Here is a 26,676-nt window from a genome sequence, read left to right on the forward strand (position 1 = left end):
TTGTTAAGTCAGAACTGATACTCAATGCCCGCCCAGTAATTACGCCCCTCTTCAATAAATCCTTCACTGTAAACGTACTGCGTATCGAACAGGTTATTGACCGAAGCGTTAACGCTAAACCCGTGACCAATGGCGTAATCAGCGCGCAAATGGGTAATGGCGAAACCAGCGGCTTTCTGCGAGCCGTCGGTATTGCTATAGCTTGACGAACGGGCCTCTTCGGACAGCGTAATGCTGAGTGGCTCCCACGGTTTCAGCGTCATCCAGGCGGTCAGGGTTTGCGTCGGCAGATCGGTAATCTTACCGATATCGCTGCGTTTGGCGTCCGCATGAATAAGGCCGTAGCTCAGCCCGACGTCCAGCATATCAAAAACTTTACCTTTAACGCCTGCATCCAGGCCGGTGTAATCCACCCGACCACTGTTCTGATTCTGGATGGTATCGGCATCAATATTGTGCGAAAGAATCGCGTCGCTGATGCGGTTGTAATACACGCTGGCTTCGAATCCCCAGTTCGGGCTAAGTGAACCATTCCATGTCAGGTCCACGCTGCGGGCGCGCTCCGGTTTAAGCTGTGGATTGACCAGGGCCACCTGGTTATAGGCCGGTTTCGAGGTCGTGTAGCGTTCTTTTAACGTTGGGAAACGCGTTCTGTCAGAGTAAGACAGCGCTAATGTGTCTGAATTTTCAAAGTGGTATTTGGTCATCACCTGCCAGTTAAAGGCCGACTGATTGTTGTCATCGTAGTGCGTGACGCTGCCGTTTTTCTCGTGCTTCATACCTTCCAGGCTGTCTCGCCAGTCATAGCTTATTCCCGCCACCACATCGACATTATCCGCCGCAGCCCACTGGTATTCACTGGCCACGGACCAGGTGCGGTCTTCGTAGCGGTCGTAAGCCGCATTCGGTGCGCCTTTCTCGCGGTGAACATCATCCTTCCAGTTCACGGCGAAAGAGAGCAGATCGTTTTCTCGTATATCCGCAGCGAGCTGCAGGCCAGCCCCATCGCTATAGTCCGAATAATGGCTGTAGCTGCCTTTCTTATTTTTCAGATCGGCCAGCGAGTTGTACATCATCAACGTATTTTCAAAGGTGTCGCGATACAGACGGCTTTTCAGGGTAAAACGGTCGCCCAGATGCGTGGTTCCCTGATAGTAATAGCTCTCTTTATCGTATTGTGGCCATTGCCAATAGCGTGATTTCTGGCTGCTGGTTCCGGCGTACGGTGGATTATCTTTTTCACCGTCCTGATTTATATAGGTCAGCACATATTCATCATCTCCACGAGGGGTAAAGCCCAGCTTCACGATGCCACGCTTGTCATCAGCGGAAGAGTTGATCATCTTGCCGTGACTGCCTGCAACCGGGTTGTCCACGCCATGTGGTAACCCAAGGAAATCCTGCTTCAGCTGACTGCCGCTGAGCTGGATATAGCCGAGATCGTTACTGGCGCCAAATGAAGCGTGCATATCGTGGGCGTTGTCTTTGCTGCGACTCCAGCCCTGGCGATAACCAATGCTGCCTTCAAGCGGTTTGGTCGGTTTTTTTGTAGTGATATTGATGGCGCCGCCCATCTGGTTTGGCCCCTGCAACAGAGACGAGTAGCCTTTGGAGACTTCAACCGAAGCGATATCGGATGTCAGAAAACGGCCTAAATCGAGGTTGCCGTCATAGGGGATGTATACCGGCACGCCGTCGAAAAAGACGGGAACCTGACGGCTGTCAAATCCGCGTACTTTTACCTGTTGCTCGTTGCGGTTGCCTGACTTTTGCAGCACGACGCCGGGGACGACGCTCAGCGCCTGCGCCACGTTCTGTTTATCCAGCTGTTGTATCGTTTCCTGGCCGAGAACCGTGGTGGTTGCCGCGGAGACCGGACTAGACCAGACGGTCATGGTTTCGCTTTCCTGCCCAGCAAAAGCACTGTGCGCGAAAGCAAACGACAGGGCTGTGTAAAGACAACTTTTGTTGAAATTCATTATTTTTAGTCCATTTTTTGATGTTATAGGCCACGTGCGTCCGGGCTCAGGCTCACTTTGATATCCGCAGGTGGAGCGTAGTAAGGCGCGGAAGTGATAAAGAGTCTGATACCGCAGTCGAGATAACCCGCCAGCGAGGCGAGGGTAATGCCGCCGGTCAGCGCCAGCGTGCAATGGGGGGCCAGAGCAGGGGCCTGACGGGCAATTTCTGCCGCTTGCTCGGGGGTAAATTTGTCGAGTTGTAGGACATCAGGGGCGGCGCGTAGGGCGGCCAATGCCTCATCTGGCGTATCCGCTTCGACCACGATCTTTTTTTCTGGCGCATGGCTGCGTAAGCGAGCAATCGCGCCTGTCCAGTCGTTTGGGTTGGTAAGAAAACGGCGGTGATTAGCAAACAGCAGTACCGTTTCGGCGCATCCTCCCCGATGGACAATGCCCCCGGCGGCAAGTATTGCCTGAGTCGCCAGTAAACGCGTACCGGGAATGGCTTTGCGGGTGCAGGCAATCTGCCCATCGGGATAGCATTGATGCAGCATGCTCAGCATCTCGACGAGATAGCCCGACACGCCGCAGCTCCACTCCAGTACATTTTGTACCGCTTTCCAGCCCTGGTGCAGCACCGCCGCTGGTCCGTGTGCGCGAATCAGTCGCTGTCCGGCGCTCGCCCGTTCGCCATCGGACAAAATATCGGTGACGGTTAATCCCAATGACGTCAGCATTTGTCTGGCAACAGCGGTACCGCTAACGCATCCGCCCTGGCGATGGCTAAACTCGATGACGCCTGGTTGGGCGCCGATACCCAGCGCGCGGGTGGTCAGATCGCCGCCCTGAATATCTTCCAGCAGCAGCGCGTCAGTTTGCGCCTGCGAAAAATAGATCATCGCAGCGCCTCCCGCGGGATGCTGTCCCACCAGATAAGCGCCCAGTCACGGCTGGCGGGGGCAATAGCGCGTGGATCCTGCTGTTGATACCAGTTTTCCAGACGTTCGACCTCGTCGGCGCTCAGTTCACCCATACTCCAGCGCACGTTTTCCAGAAAACGCGTCCAGGTGCTGTTGTCCTGCTGACAGTTGGGACCGCGGATAAAATCAACGTGCGCGTGGATCCCCATCTGATACAGAACATTAAGCGCATAGATATAGTTGGGCAGTTCAATCACTTCGCGGCCCAGTGCGCGCTGAATGGTGGGAGAAACGAAAGATGAACTGACGAGGTGGGTGGTATAAACCCGCAGCCGGGCCTGATTATTCAGCTTGCTCATTGCCTGGCGCATATCGGCAACAAGCGTGGAACGCGAGGCGACGGCGATATCGCACTGGGGTAAATCATCCCAGTGCTCTTCCCAGGCTCGTTGCACCCATTGAACGTGACGGGCGTTCATTTGTGCGGCGCGGCGGGCAGCTACACTCAGCATTCCCTGGCTGTAATCTACGCCGTAAATTATTGGCATTTTTTTAGCCAGCGCCAGCGAGACTGTACCGGGGCCGCAACCCATATCAAACAGCGACTCTGCACCTTGCAGGTCGATTTTCCCCAGCAGTTGCAGCAGATAGCTGTCGGTTAATGAGGCGCAATTCTCCGCCATTTTTTCCGCACGTTTGTCCCAGTGCTCCGGCTTTTTCTCGGTTCTGTTCGCCAGCTGTAATTGCTTACGGTAAAGATCGGCAAAATCAATGTCGTCAATGAGCATAAATATTCCTTAATTGAGTGAACCATAAAGATGGTGGGTAATTTGTGACGGTGTAACGCGATACAGCGCGGCCAGGCGGTCGGCGGCGAGCTGATGTTCAGGCAGACCCTGCGACACCTCGCCGTTTGGTTCAACCCGTACCACGCTGTCGGCGATTGCCCGGGCGTGCAACGGGTGATGGGTCGACATCAGCAGGGCCATACCGGAATTTTTCAGCGTCACCAGCGTGTCGAGCAGACGGATTTGATGCCCAAAATCAAGGCTGGATGCGGGTTCATCCAGCAATAAAAGACGCGGACGTTGCGCCAGCGCGCGAGCGATCAACACCAGTTGCCGTTCGCCGCCGCTCAGGGTGTTCCAGCGTCGAAGTGCCAGGTGAGAAATCTCCAGCATCGCCAGTTGCTGATGCGCAATTTCACGCTCTTTAGCGCCGGGAACCGCAAATGCCGCCAGTTGCGGGGCCAGTCCCATCATCACCATGTCCAGCGCGGTGAAGGCAAACGCGCCGTCGTGCGCCTGAGGAACCCAGGCGATGGCTGCGGCGCGTTCCCGATCGCTGAGATGATTCACCGCGACGCCATCAAGCAGAATGTCACCGCGAAGCGGCGGAAGAACGCCGAGAATGGTGCGCATCAGGGTGGTTTTACCGCTGCCGTTAGCACCAATCAGACAACAGACAGAACCGGGCGAAACCTGAAAGGAGATATCGCGTAACACGGGCTGTTTACTGTGGTATCCCAGCGACGCGTGGCGCACGAGTAATAGCGTCATGGGCGGTTTCCCCGCAGCAAAAGCAGCAAAAAGAATGGTGCGCCAATAAATGCAGTCAGGATCCCCAGCGGGATTTCCGTGCGGCTCAGCGTGCGGGCGAGGGTGTCGGTGAGCAGGAGTAAAATGGCGCCGATCCCCATGGACACCGGCAGTAACTGCTGGTGGTTATTCCCGCTGAGGAGTCTGCCGATGTGCGGCACTACCAGTCCAATCCAGCCGATAATGCCGGCAATGGCGACGGTACAGGCGGTGACTAACGTTGCGCAGACGATCAGTCCCAGCCGCAGTCGGGAGACGTTGATCCCAAGCGATCGGGCTTCATCATCCGACAGGGTGAGCAGGTTCATGCGCCAGCGCAACAGCAATAACGGGACCAGTCCAGCAAGGATCAGCGGTGCTGAGAACCACAGATCGTGCAGAGTAATTGTCGATAAACCGCCGAGCAGCCAGAAGGTGATCGACGGGAGTTGGGTATACGGGTCGGCCAGCGTTTTGATGAGCGAAATTCCCGCGCCGCAGACCGTACCCAGCGCAATCCCGACCAGCACCAGCGTTAACACTGGATCGTGACGCTTGACTCGCCGGGTGATCAGCCAGACACCGGCGACCACTAACAAACCGCCAGTGAACGCATACAGCTGAATAAACAGGATTGGTAGCCCCAGCAGGATTGCCGTACAGGCGCCCAAACCGGCACCGGCCGCTACGCCGAGGATATCCGGCGAAACCAGTGGGTTACGGAACATTCCCTGATAGGTGGTTCCTGCGCCAGCCAGCGCTGCGCCGAGTAACAATGCAGCCAGAATGCGTGGCAGTCGGATTTGCCAGAAGACGATTTTGTCCTGCATCGGGACGCCATCCCTGCCTGCAATAAGATCCACGATCTGTTGTGCATCGAGGCGATAAGCACCCGACACCGCGGCGATGCTCGCGCAAAGCACCACCGTCGTAATCATCAGAAAACCGAGGGTAGATGTTTTCATCAGACGCTCACCAGTTGTTGATACTGTGCGTCGCTTAACGTGGTGTGCCAGAACAGTTCACTGTAGCGCTGCATATCGGTTTTAAAGCCCGCTTCAACCTGTGGATCAAGCCAGGCATGCAGACGGCGTAACCCCAGCAAACGATTGATGCCGGGAGGCGCGTCCAGCCAGCCAAACGGCAGGCCGCTGAGAAACAGAATGCGCCGATCGGCAACCGCTTTGACTCCTTGCCAGACGGGATCTTCCCGCAGGTACTGTGCCGTAATGGCATCCTGTACCAGAATAATATCGGGCTGCCAGCTCAACAGGTTTTCCATTGAAACCTGCGCCAGCCCGTGCCGCCCAGGAATTTGCGCCACATTGTGTAATCCCAGTAGTTCTGCCGCTTCGGTATGCAATGAACCTTGTAATCCTGTTTCAAGTCCGCGGGCGCCGCGCGCGGCATAAAAACGCAGCTTTGCTGCGGGAGAGTGTGAAAACGCGAGGGCTTCATCAATAAAACGCTGGGCCAGTTTGGCCTGAGTCCTGGCCCGTGTTGCAACTCCCAGCGCTTCACCTGCCGCGAGTAGCTGTTGCGGGCTGAGCCGCAGTTCGCCATTAATCAGCAGCCAGGGAATTTGCGTTTGCGCATTCACTTGTCTGGCCTGAGAAAGCCAGGTTTCATCGGCATTGCCGCAGTCAATCACCAGATCGGGTTTAAGCGCCAGTAGCGCTTCAAGCGAGAGTGTGCTGGCGCGTCCCGCCAGTTTGCCCAGTTTCGGTAAAGCCCGAATGTCTTCGTGAAACGGGATGGCGGTCTGACGAGAAAAATCAAAGGATGAAAAACCAACCAGTTTTTCCGGCGCGACGGCCAGCAGCAGCATGTCGGCGGGTGCGCCTGCGCTGACCACGCGTTGGGTCGTCTCTGGCGCTGGGTGGCCTCCAACGGCAACGGTTAGCGGCATTTGAGCCAAGGCGGGAAGATGGCGTAGCAGCAGTGCAGATGCCACAAGCTGGGCAAACATCCGTCTTGTCAGTGGCATAATTGTTATCCTGAAGGTGATAAAATCGCTATATATTTACATATACAGCGAATAAAAACATGTTCAGAATCAATTTCTCACGGATGAAAACCCGGAATACCCCATAAGGGCTAGATGGCGTAGAGACAACAGGAATGGCGAAATATAAGCCAGAAAAAATCCGCGACGCAGCGCGGATTCGGGGAGTAAAACGCTTCAGGTGACGGCATTAAGACGTCGGCTGAGCCTGTTTTTTAGGCTCGACTGGCGTGGTACTTGCCGGGGCCGGGCGCGATGCGGGCACGCTGTCACAGGGCTTTTCTTTGGCGCAGATCAGGTCGAGCATTTTTAGCGTTACGCCGTTGGTCCAGCCAAAACCATCCTGCAACGGATATTCGCCGCCGCCTCCGCCAGTGCCTGTGCTACTCACGTCATACTTTTCAACCAGCTTTTTCTCACGATCGTAGGTGTGCTGCACGTTGGTGAGGAATCGCCAGGTCACGTCCATGGCGACGTTATCCTGACCGTAATTCTGTAATCCCGATGCGGCGACCCACTGGAGCGGGGCCCAGCCGTTGGGAGCATCCCACTGCTGGCCGCTTTTCACCGACGTGGTGGCCAGGCCGCCGGGTTGCAGCAAATGCGCCTGGGTTGCCGCGGCCACTTTACTGGCGCGATCTTTTGCCGCTGCATTGACATACAACGGGAACAGGGCAGCGGCCGTCAGTTGGTTACGTACTTTGTGGCTCTTCAGATCGTAATCGGCATACCAGCCTTCTTTGTCGTTCCACAGGTGCTTTTCGATCCCTTTTTGTCGGGCATTAGCGAAGCCTTCATATTGTGCAGCTTTGGCATTATCCCCGGCGGCCTTGCTGGCGAGGGCGATCATCTTTTCCATTTTGTACATCAACGCATTGAGATCGACCGGAACGATGCTGGTGGTGCGCAGGGTGCCTAGTTGATTGGGGTTATCCATCCAGCGGGAACTAAAGTCCCAACCCGACGCGGCGGCAGAACGCAGGTCGCGGTAGATTTCTGTGGCCGGTCGGTTCGGATTGCTTTTCGCTGTGGCGATATCCTCCACCCAGGACTCTGGCCGCGGCGTATCGCGGTCATCCCAGTAGCGATTCAAAATGGTGCCGTCATCCAGCTTAACCACGCGCTTATTCTGCTGGCCGGGCTGGAGCGTTTCGACGCCTTCCATCCAGTAGGTGTATTCTTTGAGCATCTGCGGGAGGTATTTTTTCAGCGCGTCATCCCCGTCATGCTGCGCCAGCAGTTCCACCATAAAGGCAAAGAATGGCGGTTGAGAACGGCTCAGATAGTAGGTGCGGTTGCCGTTAGGAATGTGTCCCCAGGAATCAATCTCGTAAGCGAAGTTTGCCACCATGTCGGAGACCTTATCCCAGTGATTGCTCTCGGCAAGCCCCAGCATGGTGAAATAGCTGTCCCAATAATATATTTCGCGAAAACGCCCGCCAGGCACGACATACGGTTCCGGGAGCGGCAGCAGAGAGTCCCATTTTTCAGCGTCGGTTGTCGAACGGGTGAGTACCGGCCACAGTCCGTCAATATGCTCGCGCAGCGATTGCCCGGCTGGGGGGACGTATTTCTCGCCAGCTTTCGGCAAGGTGAAATTCACTTCCACAAAATGACGTAAGTCGAATCCGGACTGATTTTTCTGCATCCGGTAATCGGCAAGGATCATTAATGGATCGCTGTTAGGGACGGCGTCAGCAAAGGTTTTCTGGTCAGGAAACAGTTTGGCCGTTTGTACATCATTAAACAGAGGGCCAAGCAAAATATCAGGCGGCTGAGGCGTTGCGGTTGGCGCGTCCTCGGCGTTGACGGCAAAAGAGGAAAGGGCAAAAAAGGTGCTTGCGAGCGTCAGTTTTATTGCAACAGAGAGCAGGCCTGGATGGCGAGTTGCAGGCGTTATCATCGGTTAATCTCCTTAGGGTGTGCCGAAGCAGCGGCATTTACCATGAGAAAACCTTAGTTCAGGATCGACCGTTGCGCGTGATCGACGCCCCATTTTGCGAATAAACAGACATTTCCCGACGCGAATCGAAAAGATGCACACCCTTTGTCGGCAAAGGGTGTGCAACCGACATCAGCCCGCGCGGGTTATCCGCTGGGCCACGCTGTCAAGGGTCAGGGTATCACCCATCGTGATACTCTCGATGGCCTCGCCTTGCTGACACAACCAACATAACCCCATTGCACGGGCGATAATCGCCGGGTGGGACGCTTCGCTCCCGTCCCGCAGGCAGATGCCTTTGATGGTCTTCGGATCGAGTTGCAGCACCGTAGAAGGATAGATGACCTCCGCGACCAAAATAGTGGGGCGGATGAACGCGGGAATTTGTGCAGTCTCTCCCGTCAAATACTGCAGTGAACGAGACAACAAATCTTCAATATCGATGTATCGCGCCTGCAGGTAAGGATCGTCGAGCTGTAAATACTGCTGGCTGAGATCGCTCAGCACCTGATGCCAGGCCCAGGCCGCGCTGCACTGCGTTTCACGCATTAGATCACAGGCCATATCGAACAGATCCGGATCGTCCAACAGCGTGTGGTGACCGGAGAAAATAGCGGCGATATCTGCGGAATATCTCTCTTCTGCAAGCGCGGTTAGCTCGCTTAAGTCGCTCAGCGTGCTTTGGATAGCGACCCGTAACCGTTGCTGCTCAATCTGGAGTGAGGCTACAGGCTGTTGGCTTACCTGCGGTGAGAACGGTGTGTAACAGAATGCCGTCCCCGTGACCTGTGAGGGAACCTTCGTCACCACGGTATCAGCATGCGCGGGCTCGAGCGATTCACCAAAATTCTCAGCCGCCAGCTGTTTGAATGCGGCCAGCGCATCCTCTGCCTGTTCGCCCTTGGCAATCAGGCGCAGCGTGTCGTTACAGCGTACCTGCAGCAGGGCAATCTGATTCAGGCTATCAGGGACGACGCACTTGCCATTTTTCTCCAGCCACATATCGGCGTTAAAGCCAGACAGCGTGGAAACCAGCCGGGAAGCCGGACGCACATGAATGCCGTTTGGGTTTTTCACCACAATGGCCACTGAATGAGCATCTGCATCGGGCGCGAATTCGGCAGATGTCGGCTTTGCTGCAGATGGCGAAGGTAAACCCAGTTGCTCACATTTGGCGTCGAGGGCGTTCATGGCATCACAGATGACCCGCTCAATGTCAGCACCTGCGGCAGCGCTAACCGTTGCGGCGAGCGTGCCTTCGACCAGCGGCGCGGCGCACAAACGTACTTTGACGGCAATGGCCGGATCGAGCAGTTCCAGCGCGGTTTCCGCACTCAGTAGCGCACTACCGATATCCATCATCACCAGCACGTGATCCGTATCGGCCACGGACTCAATGGCTTCCATCACCTTGATAGGATCGGTACCAATCGGATTCTCAGGATCGTCAATGCCTGCGGCAATAGCGATTTTGCATCCATCACCCATTAACATCTGCCGGGCTAGCGCGCCGACGCCTTCGCCCAACTGGGCGCTGTGAGAAACAATAACCAGGTTTACCATCGCTTTATCCTTACTCTCTGGACGCCTGAGCCAGCATTTGCATCATAAACATTACGGACGTTGCGCCGGGATCCTGATGCCCAATGCTGCGCTCACCGAGATAGCTGGCGCGGCCTTTGCGGGCCTGCATGGTGATGGTGCTTTGCGCTGCTGCTTCCGCTTGTTGGCTTGCCGCTTCCAGCGCCGTCTGTACGCTCAGCTTTTGCTCGCAGGATTGGCGTAAAGATTCCACTACCGGCAGCCAGACATCGCACATGGTTTTGTCGCCAGGTTCAGCTTTACCGCGGCTAATCACACCTTCTGCGCCATCACGAATCATTTGATACAACTCCTCAAGCGTCAGGCTTTGATGAGCCTGGGTCACCTGGGCGGCGCGGATAAAAAAGGTACCAAACAGTGGACCGCTGGCCCCCCCGACGCTTGAGAGCAGTACCATGCCGGTGTTTTTCAAAATAAAACCAATGTCTTTATCGGCGATGGACGGCAGCTTTTCGACGACTTTGCTAAAGCCACGGTGCATGTTCAGACCGTGGTCGGCATCACCAATTTCCCGATCAAGACCGGTGAGAAAATCACTTTCGGTGGTGAAGATCTCACCGCAGCGATAGAGCCAGTTAACAATTTGTGTTCTGTTGAGGGACATCATGTATCTCCTTATTTACCCCAGTTGAGAGCAGGGGTGTGAACCGGTGCATCCCATAAGCTCAGCGTGTCGTCATCCACCTGTAACAGGGTGATTGAGAAGCCGGTCATATCCAGAGAGGTACAGTAAGAACCGATCAGGTTACGCTCAATGACGATGCCGGCGTCCTGGCAACGGCTTTCGAGGCGGTTATACACGCCGAAGAGTTCTGACAGCGGCGTCGCACCGAGATTATTGACCAGCGCAATGACGCGATCGCCGCTTTGCAACGCGCGTTTGCTTTCTTTGCCTTCCTGCCACGCACCCTGAACGTTGTCCCAGTGGCGGAGCGTACGGCTGTAGTTGCCGTTTTCCAGCAGGGTATCGAACATTTCATCAACGGTCTGATCGAGGGAAGTGAAGGTGCGGCGGTCAATGCCCGGTTCCCCGTGGATACCCACGCCAAACTCCATTTCGTTATCCTGCAACGTGAACGACGGTTGTCCGGCGGCCGGAACGGTACAGGCGCCAATGGCTATCCCAATGGAGTGGCCCTGGTTATTCAGTTTACGACCCAGCGCCGCACAGACTTCCAGTGAGTCACCGCGTTCGGCGGCCGCGCCGACCAGTTTTTCGATCAATACGGTATTCGCCACACCACGACGACCGGCGGTATACAGACTGTCTTTCACCGCCACGTCGTCATCCACTACCATGGTGGTGACTTTGACGCCGCTTTCATGCAACAGCTCGGTGGCGGTTTCGAAATTAAGAATATCGCCGGTGTAATTTTTGATGATCAGCAGTACGCCTTCGCCGCCATCAATTTGCATGGCGCATTCGAACATTTTATCCGGCGTGGGTGAGGTAAAAATTTCACCCGGGCAGGCACCAGAGAGCATGCCCTGACCAATATAGCCGCAGTGCATAGGCTCGTGTCCGCTGCCGCCGCCGGAAAGCAGCGCCACTTTGCCCATTACCGGCGCATCTGCGCGGGTGACATATACCGGATCCTGATGCAGTGCCAGGGAAGGATACGCTTTCGCCAGTCCGGCGAGTTGTTCAGTCAGTACGTCTTCAACACGGTTAATCAATTTTTTCATTATTTATGCTCCGCAGACAGTCCTGGATGGCTGCCAGATTCGGGCAGGCATCTGATGTAGGGTATCGGGTTATACAACGCCACGGCGACTGCTCGCTGCCGATAAGGTAATTTTGCACACGGGTTGGCAAAAGAAAATTGCTGTAATGGGCGTTTCAATACGAAACGTAGCAACATAATAATGTTCCGGATTGGAACGTCATGGTGCATAAAACAGCGAAAATGAGAGGTTGGGCCGTATTTGGCCGGGAAGCTGATTCACGGGTGTTTATGGAAAACAAACCACCTGCAGAGCAGGTGGTTTGTAGGCATGGTCGATTTCGGCGTTAGCCCGGATAAATTCCGCGATCTTTACGTGCCAGCAGAATGCGTTCGCAGGCAACAATGTAGGCTGCCGTACGCAGTGAGCAGGATTTCTCTGCCGCTTTTTCCCACACGTGTACCATCGCATCGGTCATGATTTTGTCCATGCGATTGTTAATCTCTTCTTCGCTCCAGAAGAAGCTAGCCATGTCCTGAACCCATTCGAAGTAGCTGACGGTTACGCCGCCGGCGTTACAAACAACGTCTGGGACAACCACGATACCGCGGCTTGCCAGAACATCGTCGGCGTCCGGATAGGTTGGGCCGTTAGCGCCTTCGAGTACCAGTTTACAGGTCAGCGTTTCCGCGCGGTGACGGGTGATCTGGCCTTCGAGCGCGGCCGGGATCAGAATATCCATCTCCAGGCTCCAGAAGGCTTCGCTGGCAATGGTTTCAGCGCCCGGGAAACCGGCAATCTGTTTGTGCTCCAGTTGCCAGGCAGACAACGCGGCCATGTCGATACCCGTTGAGTTAAACAGCGTTGCGGTGTGATCCTGAATCGCGACCACGCGTGCTCCTGCTGCCGCGAACAGGCGGGCGGCTTCGCTGCCGACGTTACCAAAACCTTGCACCGCTACGCGAGCGCCTTCAACGTCGATGTTGGCACGACGCGCCACTTCCAGACCGCTGACGAAAACACCACGACCGGTGGCTTTATCACGGCCTAACGAGCCGCCGAGGTGAATAGGTTTACCGGTGACCACGCTGGTCACGGTGGTGCCGTGGTTCATGGAGTAGGTATCCATCATCCAGGCCATTACTTTTCCGTTAGTCCCCACATCCGGCGCAGGAATGTCTTTCTGCGGCCCGATGATAATGCCGATTTCGCTGGTATAACGGCGGGTTAAACGCTCCAGTTCACCTTCGGAAAGCGAGAACGGATCGACGCGCACGCCACCTTTCGCACCGCCGTACGGCAGGTTCAACGCTGCGCATTTGATGGTCATCCATGCGGACAGGGCCATCACTTCATTAAGATCAACATCAGGATGATAACGCACACCGCCTTTGCCCGGCCCGCGGGAGAGGTTATGTTGCACGCGATACCCTTCAAAATGACGGATAGTACCGTCATCCATCTGCACCGGGATATCGACAATCAGCGCGCGTTTTGGGTGGCGCAGGGTATCCACCCAATGGGAAAGTTCGCCCAGGTAAGGGGCCACACGCTCGATTTGTTGCAGGTAGGTATTCCAGGCAGATGTGCTGCTATCTGAAGCGTAAGATAACTTATCCATGATAAACCTTAGTTATAAAAGTAATATGTTCTTAATTTGGCCGTGGTATACAGTGAATCACACCATATGAACCTAAATTTAACATTTATTTCATAGAATGGCCTGTCCGGCTAACACGGTTTATCGGCATGAAGCGTGTGGGCTTTAGCTGAGAAGTGAATAGTTATTCTTTGATTGTGCTGATATTTCGGTAATTTTGCTGGCTGGATAATTTAATATGCATGATTTATAAAAATCGCAATTTGTCATATTTATGACGCACCTCTAAAAGTAAATAATATGATAATAAAATGTATTTGCTTTATTGCGATTAAGCTGGGGTCAGTAGGTCACGGCGATGGTAACGGTATCAGCATAGTTGTCAGGCGTGTAGTTCGCGCTGGGAACGGTGGCGTAAACCGGGTAGGTGGTGGTGGTTCCTGTACCGTTGCCCGCGACAGTATTGAGCGATGAATTGCCCCAAACCGTTCCGGACGGCCCCGGCGTCGAGCTAAGCTGGTAGGGGACCTTGTCCGTATTTGACCCCGTGCCGGCCATCACGCCGCTGCCTGCCGTATTGCCGTTAGAGGGCTGAAGTCCGATGGTGTAAGGCGTGTTATTGGAACATGCTACGCCCACGGTATTTGAAGCCGTTAGGTTACGCCCGGTCGCCCCGGCGGGCGCAAAGCTAATATTGGTTGCAGAGGTGATATTGCACTGTTTGCTGACCGTCGCCGATACGGTGAAGGGCAGCCTGGCGGCAACGGTATCGCCACAGGTGGTCGGCGGGAAAAGCAATCCAGGATTGAGGGTGACAAGGGCTGTCGCCGCCGTATAGCTATCCTGATAGCTTCCGGGGACCGCTGAGGTTTGTGGCGTGACAATCTGTGCTGATACCGTGAGTGAGCCCGTCACTGGCGTCAGATTCAGCAGGTTAAGCTGTACCATTGGAAAAGTTGTTCCCGACTGATACTGACTCCCCCAGACTTTAGTGTGCCCGGCATCCTGGTAAAGCTGGTATGCCAGCGTTCTGGCAGGTGTTCCGTTTAATGACATATTTCGGGGTGTCACCTGGCCACTGACGGCTGAGGCGCCAATATTAAAACAGAGGTTGATCCCTGCCAGCGCGTCGCCAAGCTCTTTGGTGCAGGTGTAGTTGAACGTCATTGATGACGTTGCGCCTGTCGCAGACAGCGGATTGACTGAGCCCAAATTTATGGGTTGTACATTGCTCACCGAACAGGTTACGGCATGGCTAATCGCCGGACAAAAGAGTACGGTTGCGATGAGTAACAGATGCCTTAACCTCATGAGCGCACTCCTGTTAGTGTGGCCGGCAAACCAGTGGACCTATTTGCACAATCCCCTTTGCGGAAGCCGGATAGTCAAATTGCACGCGACAACTGCCGGTGTCTGTCTCAACGCGTAGCGCGTTGTGCTGTTCCAGCGTGTCGAACCAGGTCATCCCATCAAAACCAACGACAGACGATTGTCCTGCTCCGCTGATGGCGTATGCCATGCTGCCTTCGGGAATGGGTTTACCCTGATTGTCGACGAGGATGACCTGCGCAGCGCGTACCGGGGTAATGCCAAAGCTAACCAATGTACCGGAACGATCGGCAGGCGTTGCATTCGTCTCAACGCGTGCGATCCGCATATTGGCGGGGAGATCCATTGGGTCAATACTGATCAGGTTTTTTTGATAACTGTTCAGCGGCGTGACCAGCAATAGCCCCTGGTCGTCGCTGCGACCAATCAGGTTATTTTGTAATTTAATCGGGACGTCAGGAACGCCGTCAGTGGATACGACGGCAAAGCCATTGTTGATTTCTCGTGCTGCAAACAGGCCGCCTCCCATGGTAACAAGCGATCCGGTGGCACCTGCGTAGCCGTAATGGTTATCCGGTAAACGGCTGAATCCCGCGTACGCTTTACCATAACGACCCAGATATCCCACTTCTCCCTGACCGCTTTGCCGGGAAGCCTGCTGACTGGCGGCCAGATTCCAGCCCCAACCGCCGTCGGCAGGAGGCGTCAGGCTGGCGTTGAGCTGGTAGCCGGTCTCATCATTGGTGCGTTGTAGGGTGCTGCTGGCACTGAGATTGTTATCAGTGGTTATTGTCACCATCAAATAGAGACTGCGATCGCGGTTATCGTCGATGTTTTGGTTGAATCCGGCATTCAGTGAAATGTTGTCGGTAATCGATTTGAACCAGCTGGCGTTGGCGTAGCGCACCGCATTTTCGTGCGGATAACGAAACTGCAGGTAACTCAGGCTGACATTACCGGCAGCTTCCAGCGAATAGCCAATGACCGTATTGCTGTTAAGCGTCGGTGGCGACTCGCCATAATGGGTGGCGACATCACGATAATCGCCGGAAGTGGCCGTCGTACTGGTACTGAAATTAAACCGTTCGCCGGACCAACGATAACCAAAACTGTACAGAAAACCGTTCTTTCCTGAGTCGGTGCTTGCGGCAACTGAGGTCGAAAACGTGCCGCTGCGGGTGCCTGGGATCCAGTCGTTACTGAAGCCTGCGTTAATCAGTCCATCGCTGGTTTCAGCGTGAGTCCCGGCAGTGAACGTATTGCTAAACCCACGACGCCATGTACCGCTCAGTACCGGTGCGCTGGCATAATCAAAAGAGGAGTAACCATAGTTTTCGCGTACCGTACCCAGTTCTGCAGACCAGGCAGTTAATCCTTCCCGCAGGAGTTGCTGATCGTTGTAGAACGAAAAATTTTGTACGCTCGTTCTGCCCAGCGCATCCGTCATCATTACCTGACCCGTTCCCGCGCCGCTGATGTTCGGCATTGTGTTGATCTGAAAGCTACCCGCGGGGACTTCTCCGTTGTAGTACCTGACGCCGTCGACGTACAGCTCAACGTTTGACGGTAACGTCGCGGAGCCAAGATATGCAGGGAGCGGGGTGGTTGGCATATAGGGCCGCAAACCAAAATCGGTTCCTATCTGAATGCCGCCGATACGCGTCGGTCGGGACCAGATAAGTGAACTGGTCAGGGTATCGCCAACGGTTACCGCCAGCATCGTTTCGGGAAATGACGTACGCCAGCTGGTATCGAGTCGCTCAACGCTGTTATCCGCATTTTCCTCGGTGGAGTACTGCGTCAACTGGGTGGTGCTGAGCACGCCTGCAGCATTGAAAGCGCGGAGTTCGCTGAAGGTATTTATTGCGCTTTCATCCCCCTGTTGGGTATAGATATCGTAATTGAGCAGCGCTCCGCGTGATGTTGTCGCCGTCGGCGCGGTCTCTACGGGGGAGTTAAGCTGCGTGGTCGCAAGATCGAGTGAACTGAGTGGCGCAGTAAGCGAAAGCGTTTGCAACTGAACGTTATAGTCAATGGTTAGCTCGGGGATATCGTTCAGGCAGACGGCGTGAGTGGCGTCAGGCGCAAAGCGAAAGCCCATTTTTCGCAGGGTATCTGCCCCAGCATAGAGCTTTCCATTATCGTAACCCAAATGCACCAGCCCAACGGGATTCCCATTTAAGGTGACGTCGAGATACAAATTGACCCCCACGAGCTGCGCTGCGCCATTAATAACACCACCTTCGTTCTGGTTATTATTCAGCGTTTGTGCGCAAACCATTCCCGATATTAATACTCCATTGAGAAAGCAATATTTCACCAGAAGCCAGGATCTGTTACAGATCTTGTACTGTTTTTTGGCCATTGATTGTGACTTCAACTTTCCCGCCATCATGAGTATTACTGGCCGACGGAGAGACTATCCAGCGCATTGTTGAGCCGGGTAAAACGTAGCCTAACAGTCCGGGCGTAATAACTTTTTTAGCACCGTCAGGGCTTATAAATGTTGCAGCAGATAATTGTGCATGCCCATTTCCCTGGTTACTCACTTCAATAAATTTTTTGCCATCAAGCTGTTGTAATTTCCATTGCAATTTTGCCTGCGTTTGCGCCGCTGATGTTGGTTGAATGAAAACGGGGACGGAATAATGCAGCACAAACTGAAGCTTATTTTTTTCTACTTTTGCAGGCGGTAACTCATTTATCGATAACCGATAAGCGTCTTCAGCATGTGCCGAAGGTGGGCCGGTCCGAATAACGCGAATCAACTGACGTTCTCCGGGGGCTAATGCCAGCATCGGCGGGCTAATGACCAGCCCCTGAGAGGGGGAAAGTTTGTCGCCGTAAGCGCTCTGGCTCCAGCGAAAAACCCGAACCTGGGCATTGAGCACATTTTCACCCGCATTACTAAGCCAGATACCATCGGCATTTTGCGTCGCGAGCAAAGTTAATGTGACCGGGGCGATTTGCAGCCCGCTGGCGGCGGCAGAGTTGAGGCTCGCAACCATCCCTAACAGGCATGCGCATGCACACTGCTGAACAGGCAGTTTTACTCTCATGTGGCTTCCTGAAGTTAGTAGTTAACGTTAACCGTTACCGTGTCGGCATAGTCGTCAGGAGTGAAGTTGGCGCTCGGTGCGGTGGCATAAACAGTAAACGTTTGCACCAGCCCGGTCCCCGTCGCCGCTACGCCGTTTCCAGGCGCGGTGTCGGTGGCGGTGTTCCCCCACACCGGGCCTGTTGCTGATGTTCGATTTAGCTGGTAGGGCACTTTATCGGTATTGGTGGCTGCGTTAGCCACGGAGGACATGGCGCCTGAGCCCGTCGTCGTCCCCCCATTGGCGGCCGACGGCGCCAGACCGATAAAATAGGGCGTGGTTTTTGAGCAATTAATCGAAATCGTGTTGCTTGCATTGGTATTTGTTGCCGTGGTATTCACCGGCCCAAGCGTGATATTTGAAGCCGAACCGGCAGTCACGGTACAGGCCTTTTGAATCGTCATCAGTACCTGAAATGTTCCGTTAACGGTTGCTGCATTTGCCACGGGAATAATGGAAAAGGCGCAGCAACAAAGAATTAAGCGTTTGTCTAAGACTAGAGCCATATCCTTTACCTTTTTCAAATAACCACATTTATTACTTTAGAAAAACAATAATGTGGTACAAGAAGACATGGTTTAACCCTAGAATAAGTATTAGGCGTGCGCCAGTTGATCTAATAAATTTTACTTAGGAAAAAGGTGATGTCGTTTGCAAAAAAATAATACCCACGGGTGAGTATATTGTTTTTTTTTATGCTACTGCGGGTATTAAGTCAGGCGGGTAGGGAACACAGATTCATTGGATGGCATTCAAAATAACCACCAAAAAATGAGAATTAGTAAGATTTATCTTACTCAGCTCATTACTGCGATACATGTTGGTTACGGGCTGTGAAAAATGACTTTATAACCTTGTTCGTTCCAGTGTTGTAGAAGTTCATTTTGTCTGCGGGTTGGCGTAATACCAGTCCAGACAAAAAGCGTTTGCCCGGGGAAAAGTTCAGGTCTTGGCGATTCAATGGGTTCAGCAAGCACGGCAATATGCCAGCCCGATTGCGATAAACGCCAGGCTTCGAGCCATAAACGGGTTCGGTCTTCAACATCCCAAGCCATCAGGATGGCATCTTTCCCTGATTTGCGGCGCGTTTCAGACAGCAGGGTTGCTACATATTCAATCAATGCGCCATCAAGCATACTGTTCATGATGCGGGATGTATTATGGTCAAGTATCAACCGCTGACGCACAGGAAGATAAACGCGATCAATCAACGCATCTACGGGGTAGGCGCGACCGAGTGCGATAATTTTGGCTCGCAGCTTCGGGGGATACGCCATACGAAGAATGCCCATCATCTCTTCTTGCAATTGATTCCAGTCGTCGTCAGTTTCACGAGTACTGGTTTCCAGCAATGCTTTAACTTTGCCAACGGGTGTGCCACTGCTAATCCAACGTTTTATTTCTTCAATACGTTGAATATCCTCTTCATCAAAGAGTCGGTGGCCACCTTCGCTGCGTTGAGGTTTGAGTAAACCGTAACGTCGTTGCCATGCCCGAAGGGTGACAGGATTTATCCCGCAACGTTCTGCGACATCCCCAATGCTGTAATAAGCCATAATTCCCCCAGACACTCATGATTCTCCGTCACCGATATGCGGTTCCTGCTACTTTGTACAACATGCATCAAATTGTACAAAACATACATAGGATTCTAGCAAAATTAAGATTTACTTTACTATCACGTAGGGAGTAAATGCTGAATTTTTATGTTCAGCATAAAAGAGGTGGCGGGATTATTGTGTAATAACAATACGTTAATTATTATAACGCTGAGAAATCATTTTTTCTCTGGCCACGCGACAGACGGAGTACCATTCAGGCAGGCTCTTGCAAACAGGTTACCCTGGAAGATCTCAATACCCGCGGATTCAAGCCACATCCACTCTTCAGGTTTTTCGACGCCGACCGCAGAAATCATAATCTCCAGTGAAGCGCAGCATTTGATTATGGCCTGAATGATGGCCTGCCGTGGTCCACTTTTATGCACATCAGTGATGAGTTCGCGGCTTATCTTAATTCGGTCCGGTTGAAAGCGAGACAAAAGCTGAAGCCCGGCAAAACCTGCCCCGAAATGATCTATCGCCACACATATTCCCGCTGCCTTGAGTGACTTCACGGCCTGCGCGAACGTATCAAAACGCGAAATAACTTCACTTTCGGTAAACTCAACAATGATTTGTTCAGGCACCAGTCCATGCGCCGCGATTTCGTTTATAAGAAAGCTGACTGCATCGGGTCTGTTTACCAGGGTCATGGGTAACAGATTAACCGACAGCATTTTGTGATTAAGTCCCAGTGCGCTTGCCATTGCAAATGCAGTCTTTTTGCTCTGCAGATCAGCGGTATACACATCTTCAGGTTTGAATTTGTCAAAATACGTTGCGGGCGTTTCACCGTCTTTACCGCGAATAAGGGCTTCCAGCGCAATGACGCGCTGTGACATAGGATCGATAATTGGTTGAAAAGCAAAGCTGAAATCTGTATCTGACGGGAGTGTGCTTTCATCCAGGATGGTACAGGTATTGTCGGTTATAAAACTCCAGTAATCAGGCGCAGGTATTTCAAAATAGCTCGATTTTTCCGTGGCGAGGACAAATGTGCGGAAAAACTGTAATGCTCTGTCATCATACGTGAGCTGAAATTTGGACGTACCCTTATTGAGTACAGCTTGTAGGACGTCATTTCGTTCATGTTTTTGTAAATCAAATAACTCCATCCCTACATTTCCGAATCTTCTCGCAGGCGCGTAATCACACATCAGTTCAACGATATTGTGGTGCCGAGGGTCGTTACAAATACAACGATAGATCTCTTTTACCTGCTCCTCTGGGCCTTCAAGCAGTTGGAAAAAGTGATGGCCGTTAAAGAGTAAGATCCCCGTAACATCTGATCGCCTGTTTTTGATATTTGCGGCTGTCACCATATCCTCAAGCGCTTTGAGAGGGGCGTCTTCACGTAGATGGCTACGGTAAATAATGGTCGTGAGCATGGACAGTCCGGGATCAAGGAAGGAGAAGAGGTCTGGTCAGTATCAGACAAACCAGGTTACGCCCTGATTTTAATACATAATTCTAACTTTGTCTTTACAAGTAAGCGGGCTAATACAGATCAATTTCATTGATAACACAAAGTGATTTGTACAAAGAAATTGGATTTCATATAGATCTAAACTATCGTAACTACATGATTTAATTAATTTAGCATTTTTTGCTAAAAATTAGCGTGCTATGTTGTACACATTTTCGGTACAGCTTTGCTACTGTTATAAAACTTAATATTCACCAGCATTTTGTTACAGGAGCACTCCATGCAGCAGCATACCGTTCGCACTGATTCTGCAAGCGCGATTTCTCGTTACTTTGCTAAAGCGCATCTGCCAACCCAACAGGAAACGTTGGGCGAAATCGTGACTGAGATACTAAAAGATGGGCGCAATCTCAGTCGCAAATCACTGTGTACCAAACTTCTGCACCGTCTTGAAAATGCATCAGGTGAGAATGAACAGAAACATTACAATGCGTTAATCGGCCTGCTTTTCGAATAAAATAAAGCCCTACTATGATTATGGGTAAGTAGTGAAGGAGTTATGAAGAAACCTGACAGTGAACGCTTGAAACATGAAATTACAGGTTTGGCTGTGCTAGAAATTTTGCGAATGCATAAAGACGTTTCGTTAGCTGCACTGATTAAGCAATTGCGGCTTATGCATGCCAGTGAAATGGATGGTACACGTAAACAATTAATTGACAGCGTTATCAATGATTTTACAAATGTTAATCCGGGGAAGATAAACAGAAAACCGGAAAAAACGAGAGATGAGAGTGCTTTCAGTGCCAGCAAAAACCCTAAATTACATTAAAGATAATTCTCCAGACTATACAAGCGAGGTTACCATGTTTCATGAAATTAATGTCCACAGTGTAATGACGGATAAAGCTTTATCAAGTTACTTCCATAATGCAGGTGAACTATTAGCAGATGAGTCAGTGGTATTGGGGCAGGCGGTAACAAATGTAATTCTGGCAGGTGATAATGTTAATAATAAAAACATCATTTTAAGCCTGATTAGTTCGCTGGAGTCAACAACTGACGTTGTCAAGGCAGACATTATCAGAAAAACCCTGGAAATAGTGTTAAGTTATACGGCTGATGACGTCTAATGAGATAGCACATTAATATAAATACACAGCACAATTATTGTATGATGTAAGTTCTGTCGCTTCGCTGTTTGGATTAAGACTATACATAGCATCCTCTTATTTTTATGACTGCATATTATGGAGTTGATATGGCTAATTCAATTCCGGAAGATTTTATTTTCCGCTGCGCTTTGTATAAGGATATAGAGCGTAATGTCATGTTAAAACAGGGTTGTATCAGTAATGATGTTCTTATTCAGGCATTTAGCACGCAGTTGAAGAATGAGAAGAATGTGATACTGACCGATCTCTATTCACAGATTCTGGCACATCTTCAACTTGATAAAACTTCGCAGCCCGGTGAGGTCAATGGTGATTTTTCGTTGAGGTCATAATGATGAACATCGTGCAGGAACATGCTGGAAACGCAGTTTTATGGATTGACGATATCTTTATCAGGCAAGGGTTAAAGAATATCCTTACAGATATCGTTTTTGAAGATGACAAGGCGCGACTTGTTTTCTTCACCGCTAATCACTTTGACGCGGTAAAAAAGCAAAATTACGATCTGAATTCGTATCGTCTGGTGCTGCTGATTGATGGCCATCTGTATCAGTATCTCAATGACATCTCACTTTACAGACTGCCAGTAGATAGCGATGTTGCCTCAATCAAGCAATTTATTATTGATATTACTCGTGCTGGTGGAAAGCACGAGCATCAATCGGAACTCAATATCTCTTTGACTGCGCGAGATAAATATATTTTAACGCAGCTAGGGGAGGGGCGAACTGTTTTTGAGATATCTGCCATGTTAAATCTACACTTAAAAACCATTTACCAGGCCAGGCAGAATCTGATCAAGAAACTTGGTTGCTCAGGGCTGATTGATTTTCAGGGAATACTGCAAGCGCAAATATTCCGGAACTGGCTGAAGCATGCCTGATCATCGATACGCTAAACTTACCTTCAGCGATTTGTGTACGTTTAAATCAATCGCTCGGGTTATCTTATCGATGATGTCTTCTGTTGTGAACATAAATTAACGCTCATTATAAGAGGGCGATGATACAGCCTTGTCGAGATGCTTATGATTTATTTATAGATTTCAGCAACCCCGTGCGGTTCAGCTCGTTAATAATGCACTCAGGTTCTTCACACAGAGGCATATTGTCTATATCTAAAACGCCATCATTTTTTTGTGGATCATCAGCCTGCAGGTCTGCAAACAGTGGAGTAAGATCCGGCTGTGCTTCGCCTCGTTCGGCCACCAGCTCAAACGTTTTATTTTTTGCCGCCTCGTTAGTCAGGGCACTGACCAGAACCTGGGCGATTTGCTGCCTTGATATCACACCATCTTCTGGTGTTCCTGCATGGCGACGATCCCCCTGAAGCAAAACGATTCTGTGTTCATCATCATTGTTGTAATCAAACCAGCCGGGTCTGACGATGGTATAGGGGTGACCACTCGCTCTGACCAGACGTTCGGCACGTCTTTTCCAGTCATGAACCTCAGTGCGTTGATTCCAGGTACTGAGTCGTTCAGTCACGCCAATCGTGGTCATTAAACCGATGCGTACAGGTGTATCCCTGAAGAGTCGTAAAATGTTACGCACACCGCCGTAATCTATCGCTCTGGCGCCAATACGCCCCTGGCCATCGGAACCGAGAGTGAAGATGATGGCATCAATATCTTTCGGCAAATCGGTAAGTGTTTCAGGCATTGAAACATCGCCGTAAAAAACATCCGTTCCACGCGGAAGTAATTTTACTTTCCGTTTATTTCTGACCAGCGCCACGGGTTGATGGCCCATTTCGATAGCGGTATTCACGACATGAAGACCAATACTTCCGGTCGCGCCTGCAATGAGTATTTTCATGATAAACCTTCTGATAATTCAGACTTATTTTCTCTACAGCCAGAATATCAATTATCATTATTGTCAGTAATAGGGCTAAAATGATTGTGTCTATGAACACCCTTCATGAGTGCGCGATGAAGGGAATGCCACCATAAGGAAATCGCCGATGCTCAAAGAAAACTTCAACGAACTGCAAATCTTTCTGGTGGTGGCAAGGGAGCGAAGTTTTACCAAAGCAGCGGGCAAACTGGGTGTATCTCAGTCTGCACTCAGCCATGCGATGAAGGCGCTGGAGGAAAGGCTCAATATCCGCCTTCTGACCCGTACGACCCGAAGCGTTGCCCCTACAGAGGCCGGTGAGAGAATTATTGCCTGCCTTGAACCGCGTATTGCCGATCTTGAGCAGGAGCTGGAATCGCTGGTTCAACTGAACGGCACTGCCTCCGGCAATATCCGCTTATCTGCTGGGGAGCATGCCGCGCGAAGTTTGGTATGGCCAAAGTTAAAACCTTTCCTCAGGGAATATCCGGAAATTAATCTCGAACTGGTGGTTGATAACGGCTTTGTCGATATTGTTGAGGGCCGTTTTGATGCCGGGATCCGCCTGGGCGAAAGCGTGGATAAGGATATGGTTGCTGTAAGAATTGGCCCGGACATGCGCATGGCCGTGGTGGGAGCACCGTCTTACTTCGCGGCAAACCCTGCACCTGAAACGCCGCACGAGCTACAAAATCATCGGTGCATCAATATGCGCCTGCCGACTGCCGGTGGGCTTTATCACTGGGAGTTTGAGAAGGAAGGGAAACCGTTACGGGTCAGAGTGGAAGGGCAGGTAACGTTTAATCAGCAGGCAGAAAGGATTGATGCTGCTTTATCCGGTTTTGGCATTGCCTGTATGCCTGAAGACAGGGTGCAGGATTATATAAAGTCAGGAGAGCTTATTCAGGTTCTGCAGGACTGGTGTCCATCTTTTCCCGGCTATTATCTCTACTACCCGAGCCGTAAGCAGCACCCGCCCGCATTTGCGCTGATGATCGATGCACTTCGCTACGCCCAATAACGGGTCCGTAGACCCGTTCGGATATTAACGGCCTACGCGGGCCTGGTGCTCAGGAGAGTAACGTTCACCGACGATGTTAATCGTTTCCAGCGCCTGGGTTATCTGCTGCGTATCCTTCTGTGAAAGAATGATGTCGGCAGCCCCCAGGTTTTCCTCCAGCCGGTGCAGTTTGGCGGTACCAGGGATAGGAACAATCCACGGCTTTTGTGCCAACAGCCATGCCAGCGCGATTTGCGCAGACGTCACACCTTTCTCTGCCGCCAGTTCACCCAGCAAGGTGACCAGCTTTTCATTGGCTTCAATCGCCTGCTCGGCGAAACGCGGCACGGTGCTGCGATAATCATCCTTGCCAAAAGTGGTTCCTGGCTTAATCGATCCCGTCAGGAAGCCTTTGCCTAATGGGCTGAAGGGAACGAAACCAATACCCAGTTCCTCCAGTAACGGCAGGATTTCCTGCTCAGGTTCGCGCCACCACAGAGAGTATTCGCTTTGCAGCGCAGTGACCGGTTGTACGGCATGTGCACGACGAATGGTTTGTGCGCCCGCTTCGGACAGACCGAAATGTTTGACTTTGCCTTCCGCTATCAGGTCTTTCACAGTTCCCGCGACATCTTCAATGGGGACATCCGGGTCGACACGGTGTTGATACAGCAGATCAATGACATCAGTCTTAAGGCGGCGTAATGATCCTTCCACGGCTTCACGGATATGCTCCGGACGGCTGTTTAAAATCTGCTGCTTGTTGTCCGTGCCGAAGGTAAAACCAAACTTGGTGGCAATAACCACACGGTCACGAAACGGTTTTAAGGCTTCGCCTACAACCTCTTCATTAAGAAAGGGGCCATACACTTCAGCGGTATCGAAGAAGGTGACGCCACGTTCAACCGCAGCGCGAATGAGCTCGATAGCCTGACGGGTATCAGTCGCCGGACCGTAGCCATGGCTTAAGCCCATGCAGCCGAGCCCAAGCGCGGATACTTCGAGTCGGGATTTACCCAGATAACGTTTTTGCATTGAATGAATACCTCTTTTATCGCGACTTAAACATCAAGTTTGCGGCCGGTCAGCCATTCCACCATCGCCGGATCGCGGTGAGAGAAGAAGGCGCTGGTTGCAGTGTCGAGGGCAGCAATCTGCAGCATATCTTCAGAACTGAGTTCAAAATCGAGAATGTTAATGTTCTCTGCCATGCGTTCTTTGCGCACCGATTTCGCCAGTGAAACGATGCCTCGCTGGAAGATCCAACGCAGAACAACCTGACCCACGCTTTTGCCGTACTTCTGACCAATTGCCGTTAATACGGGATGCTGGAACAGACCATTTTTCCCTTCAGCAAACGGAGCCCAGGCTTCCGGCTGAATGCCACGGCTTTGATTCCAAGGAACGGCATGCAGCTGCTGGTTGAAGGGGTTAACTTCAATCTGGTTTACCGCAGGGGCAACGTTGTTGAAGGCGATAAGGTCGGCCAGTCTGTCAGGATGGAAGTTGCTGACGCCAATAGCGCGAATTTTTCCTGCCTGTTGTAATTCTTCCATGGCACGCCATGCCCCATGGACATCACCGCAAGGCTGGTGAATCAGATACAGGTCAACATAATCAAGTTGCAGACGATTCAGGGAGCGTTCGAACTGGGCTTTAGCGCCTTCGTAATGAGTATCCTGCAGCCACAGCTTGGTCGTTACAAAGAGTTCGTTACGGTCGATACCGCTTTGTTTCAGAGCGTTCCCGACCTGGGTTTCATTCTGGTAAGACGCGGCGGTATCGATCAGGCGGTATCCCGTATCGATGGCATCAATAACGGCTCTTTCGCATTCAGCGGCATCAGACATTTGAAACACACCAAAGCCCAGCAGGGGCATTTCAATACCGTTGTTCAGTTTTACAGTTTGCATGACGTTATCCTTTGGCTGTTGTCG

At 51.9% G+C, this 26,676-nt stretch carries 26 protein-coding genes; 6 read left to right on the forward strand and 20 right to left on the reverse strand.

The genetic code is table 11. The annotated features are described in order from the left end of the window. Window positions 1-8 precede the first annotated feature (8 nt). The 17 genes from HV243_RS10990 to HV243_RS11070 form a co-directional block, all read right to left on the reverse strand. A complete protein-coding gene (locus HV243_RS10990; protein WP_053389072.1) occupies window positions 9-1,979 on the reverse strand; it encodes a TonB-dependent receptor in 1,971 nt (656 codons plus the stop codon). A gap of 23 nt (window positions 1,980-2,002) precedes the next feature. Next, a complete protein-coding gene (modD, locus tag HV243_RS10995; RefSeq protein WP_053389073.1) occupies window positions 2,003-2,860 on the reverse strand; it encodes a ModD protein in 858 nt (285 codons plus the stop codon). After that, entirely contained in the window at window positions 2,857-3,669 is an 813-nt protein-coding gene (locus HV243_RS11000; RefSeq protein WP_016156776.1) for a class I SAM-dependent methyltransferase, read from the reverse strand. Before HV243_RS11000 ends, modD begins: the two co-directional genes overlap by 4 nt. Window positions 3,670-3,678: 9 nt before the next feature. After that, window positions 3,679-4,440: an ABC transporter ATP-binding protein gene (locus HV243_RS11005; protein WP_046275011.1), complete on the reverse strand. Its 762-nt coding sequence runs from the start codon at window positions 4,438-4,440 to the stop codon at window positions 3,679-3,681. Beyond that, complete coding sequence (locus HV243_RS11010; RefSeq protein ID WP_053389075.1) at window positions 4,437-5,423, reverse strand: iron ABC transporter permease; 987 nt, start codon at window positions 5,421-5,423, stop codon at window positions 4,437-4,439. Before HV243_RS11010 ends, HV243_RS11005 begins: the two co-directional genes overlap by 4 nt. After that, complete coding sequence (locus HV243_RS11015) at window positions 5,423-6,445, reverse strand: ABC transporter substrate-binding protein (RefSeq protein WP_053389076.1); 1,023 nt, start codon at window positions 6,443-6,445, stop codon at window positions 5,423-5,425. Before HV243_RS11015 ends, HV243_RS11010 begins: the two co-directional genes overlap by 1 nt. Before the next feature lie 208 nt (window positions 6,446-6,653). Next, window positions 6,654-8,366, reverse strand: a complete 1,713-nt coding sequence (locus tag HV243_RS11020; RefSeq protein ID WP_016153356.1) for an alpha,alpha-trehalase — start codon at window positions 8,364-8,366, stop codon at window positions 6,654-6,656. Between the two features lie 171 nt (window positions 8,367-8,537). Further along, window positions 8,538-9,968, reverse strand: a complete 1,431-nt coding sequence (dhaM, locus tag HV243_RS11025; RefSeq protein WP_053389077.1) for a dihydroxyacetone kinase phosphoryl donor subunit DhaM — start codon at window positions 9,966-9,968, stop codon at window positions 8,538-8,540. 10 nt (window positions 9,969-9,978) lie between these two features. Next, entirely contained in the window at window positions 9,979-10,611 is a 633-nt protein-coding gene (gene dhaL, locus HV243_RS11030) for a dihydroxyacetone kinase subunit DhaL (RefSeq protein ID WP_053389078.1), read from the reverse strand. Between the two features lie 11 nt (window positions 10,612-10,622). Then, the gene (gene dhaK, locus HV243_RS11035; RefSeq protein WP_016153353.1) at window positions 10,623-11,693 is read right to left on the reverse strand and encodes a dihydroxyacetone kinase subunit DhaK; all 1,071 of its coding nucleotides are present in this window, start codon (window positions 11,691-11,693) and stop codon (window positions 10,623-10,625) included. 325 nt (window positions 11,694-12,018) lie between these two features. After that, the gene (locus tag HV243_RS11040; protein WP_016153352.1) at window positions 12,019-13,293 is read right to left on the reverse strand and encodes a Glu/Leu/Phe/Val dehydrogenase; all 1,275 of its coding nucleotides are present in this window, start codon (window positions 13,291-13,293) and stop codon (window positions 12,019-12,021) included. 321 nt (window positions 13,294-13,614) lie between these two features. Next, window positions 13,615-14,583: a spore coat protein U domain-containing protein gene (locus HV243_RS11045; protein WP_053389079.1), complete on the reverse strand. Its 969-nt coding sequence runs from the start codon at window positions 14,581-14,583 to the stop codon at window positions 13,615-13,617. A gap of 13 nt (window positions 14,584-14,596) precedes the next feature. After that, complete coding sequence (locus tag HV243_RS11050; protein WP_131350908.1) at window positions 14,597-16,882, reverse strand: fimbria/pilus outer membrane usher protein; 2,286 nt, start codon at window positions 16,880-16,882, stop codon at window positions 14,597-14,599. Between the two features lie 55 nt (window positions 16,883-16,937). Further along, a complete protein-coding gene (locus HV243_RS11055) occupies window positions 16,938-17,660 on the reverse strand; it encodes a molecular chaperone (protein WP_053390183.1) in 723 nt (240 codons plus the stop codon). 14 nt (window positions 17,661-17,674) lie between these two features. Beyond that, on the reverse strand, window positions 17,675-18,205 hold the full coding sequence (locus HV243_RS11060; protein WP_016153348.1) for a spore coat protein U domain-containing protein: 531 nt from the start codon (window positions 18,203-18,205) through the stop codon (window positions 17,675-17,677). Between the two features lie 318 nt (window positions 18,206-18,523). Further along, window positions 18,524-19,255 carry a MerR family transcriptional regulator gene (locus HV243_RS11065; RefSeq protein WP_032931597.1) on the reverse strand — a complete coding sequence of 244 codons (732 nt, stop codon included), beginning with the start codon at window positions 19,253-19,255 and terminating at the stop codon, window positions 18,524-18,526. 221 nt (window positions 19,256-19,476) lie between these two features. Then, entirely contained in the window at window positions 19,477-20,688 is a 1,212-nt protein-coding gene (locus tag HV243_RS11070) for a diguanylate phosphodiesterase (protein ID WP_016156768.1), read from the reverse strand. Between the two features lie 318 nt (window positions 20,689-21,006). Between HV243_RS11070 and ycgZ the strand changes: the two genes are divergently transcribed. From ycgZ to HV243_RS11095, 5 genes are all read left to right on the forward strand, one after another. Then, on the forward strand, window positions 21,007-21,243 hold the full coding sequence (gene ycgZ / locus HV243_RS11075) for a regulatory protein YcgZ (protein ID WP_016153345.1): 237 nt from the start codon (window positions 21,007-21,009) through the stop codon (window positions 21,241-21,243). A 42-nt stretch (window positions 21,244-21,285) separates the two neighbouring features. Continuing rightward, window positions 21,286-21,558: a hypothetical protein gene (locus tag HV243_RS11080; RefSeq protein WP_053390184.1), complete on the forward strand. Its 273-nt coding sequence runs from the start codon at window positions 21,286-21,288 to the stop codon at window positions 21,556-21,558. Between the two features lie 34 nt (window positions 21,559-21,592). Next, a complete protein-coding gene (locus HV243_RS11085; protein WP_053390185.1) occupies window positions 21,593-21,859 on the forward strand; it encodes a biofilm development regulator YmgB/AriR family protein in 267 nt (88 codons plus the stop codon). 128 nt (window positions 21,860-21,987) lie between these two features. Further along, a complete protein-coding gene (locus HV243_RS11090) occupies window positions 21,988-22,233 on the forward strand; it encodes a hypothetical protein (protein WP_016156767.1) in 246 nt (81 codons plus the stop codon). Further along, window positions 22,233-22,784, forward strand: a complete 552-nt coding sequence (locus HV243_RS11095; protein WP_053390186.1) for a LuxR C-terminal-related transcriptional regulator — start codon at window positions 22,233-22,235, stop codon at window positions 22,782-22,784. Before HV243_RS11090 ends, HV243_RS11095 begins: the two co-directional genes overlap by 1 nt. Before the next feature lie 142 nt (window positions 22,785-22,926). On the opposite strand, the gene HV243_RS11100 is transcribed toward HV243_RS11095, so the two are convergent. Next, window positions 22,927-23,718 carry an SDR family oxidoreductase gene (locus HV243_RS11100; RefSeq protein ID WP_049282649.1) on the reverse strand — a complete coding sequence of 264 codons (792 nt, stop codon included), beginning with the start codon at window positions 23,716-23,718 and terminating at the stop codon, window positions 22,927-22,929. Between the two features lie 148 nt (window positions 23,719-23,866). Between HV243_RS11100 and HV243_RS11105 the strand changes: the two genes are divergently transcribed. Then, window positions 23,867-24,760: a LysR family transcriptional regulator gene (locus tag HV243_RS11105; protein ID WP_016156764.1), complete on the forward strand. Its 894-nt coding sequence runs from the start codon at window positions 23,867-23,869 to the stop codon at window positions 24,758-24,760. Window positions 24,761-24,784: 24 nt separating this feature from the next. Here HV243_RS11105 and HV243_RS11110 read toward each other — a convergent pair whose 3' ends face one another. Then, window positions 24,785-25,774, reverse strand: a complete 990-nt coding sequence (locus tag HV243_RS11110) for an aldo/keto reductase (RefSeq protein WP_053389606.1) — start codon at window positions 25,772-25,774, stop codon at window positions 24,785-24,787. 26 nt (window positions 25,775-25,800) lie between these two features. Continuing rightward, window positions 25,801-26,652 (reverse strand): aldo/keto reductase, encoded by an 852-nt coding sequence (locus HV243_RS11115; protein ID WP_053389605.1) that lies wholly within the window; start codon window positions 26,650-26,652, stop codon window positions 25,801-25,803. Window positions 26,653-26,676: the final 24 nt, after the last annotated feature.

This window comes from Citrobacter sp. RHBSTW-00599 (genome assembly GCF_013784065.1).
Classification (GTDB): domain Bacteria; phylum Pseudomonadota; class Gammaproteobacteria; order Enterobacterales; family Enterobacteriaceae; genus Citrobacter; species Citrobacter braakii.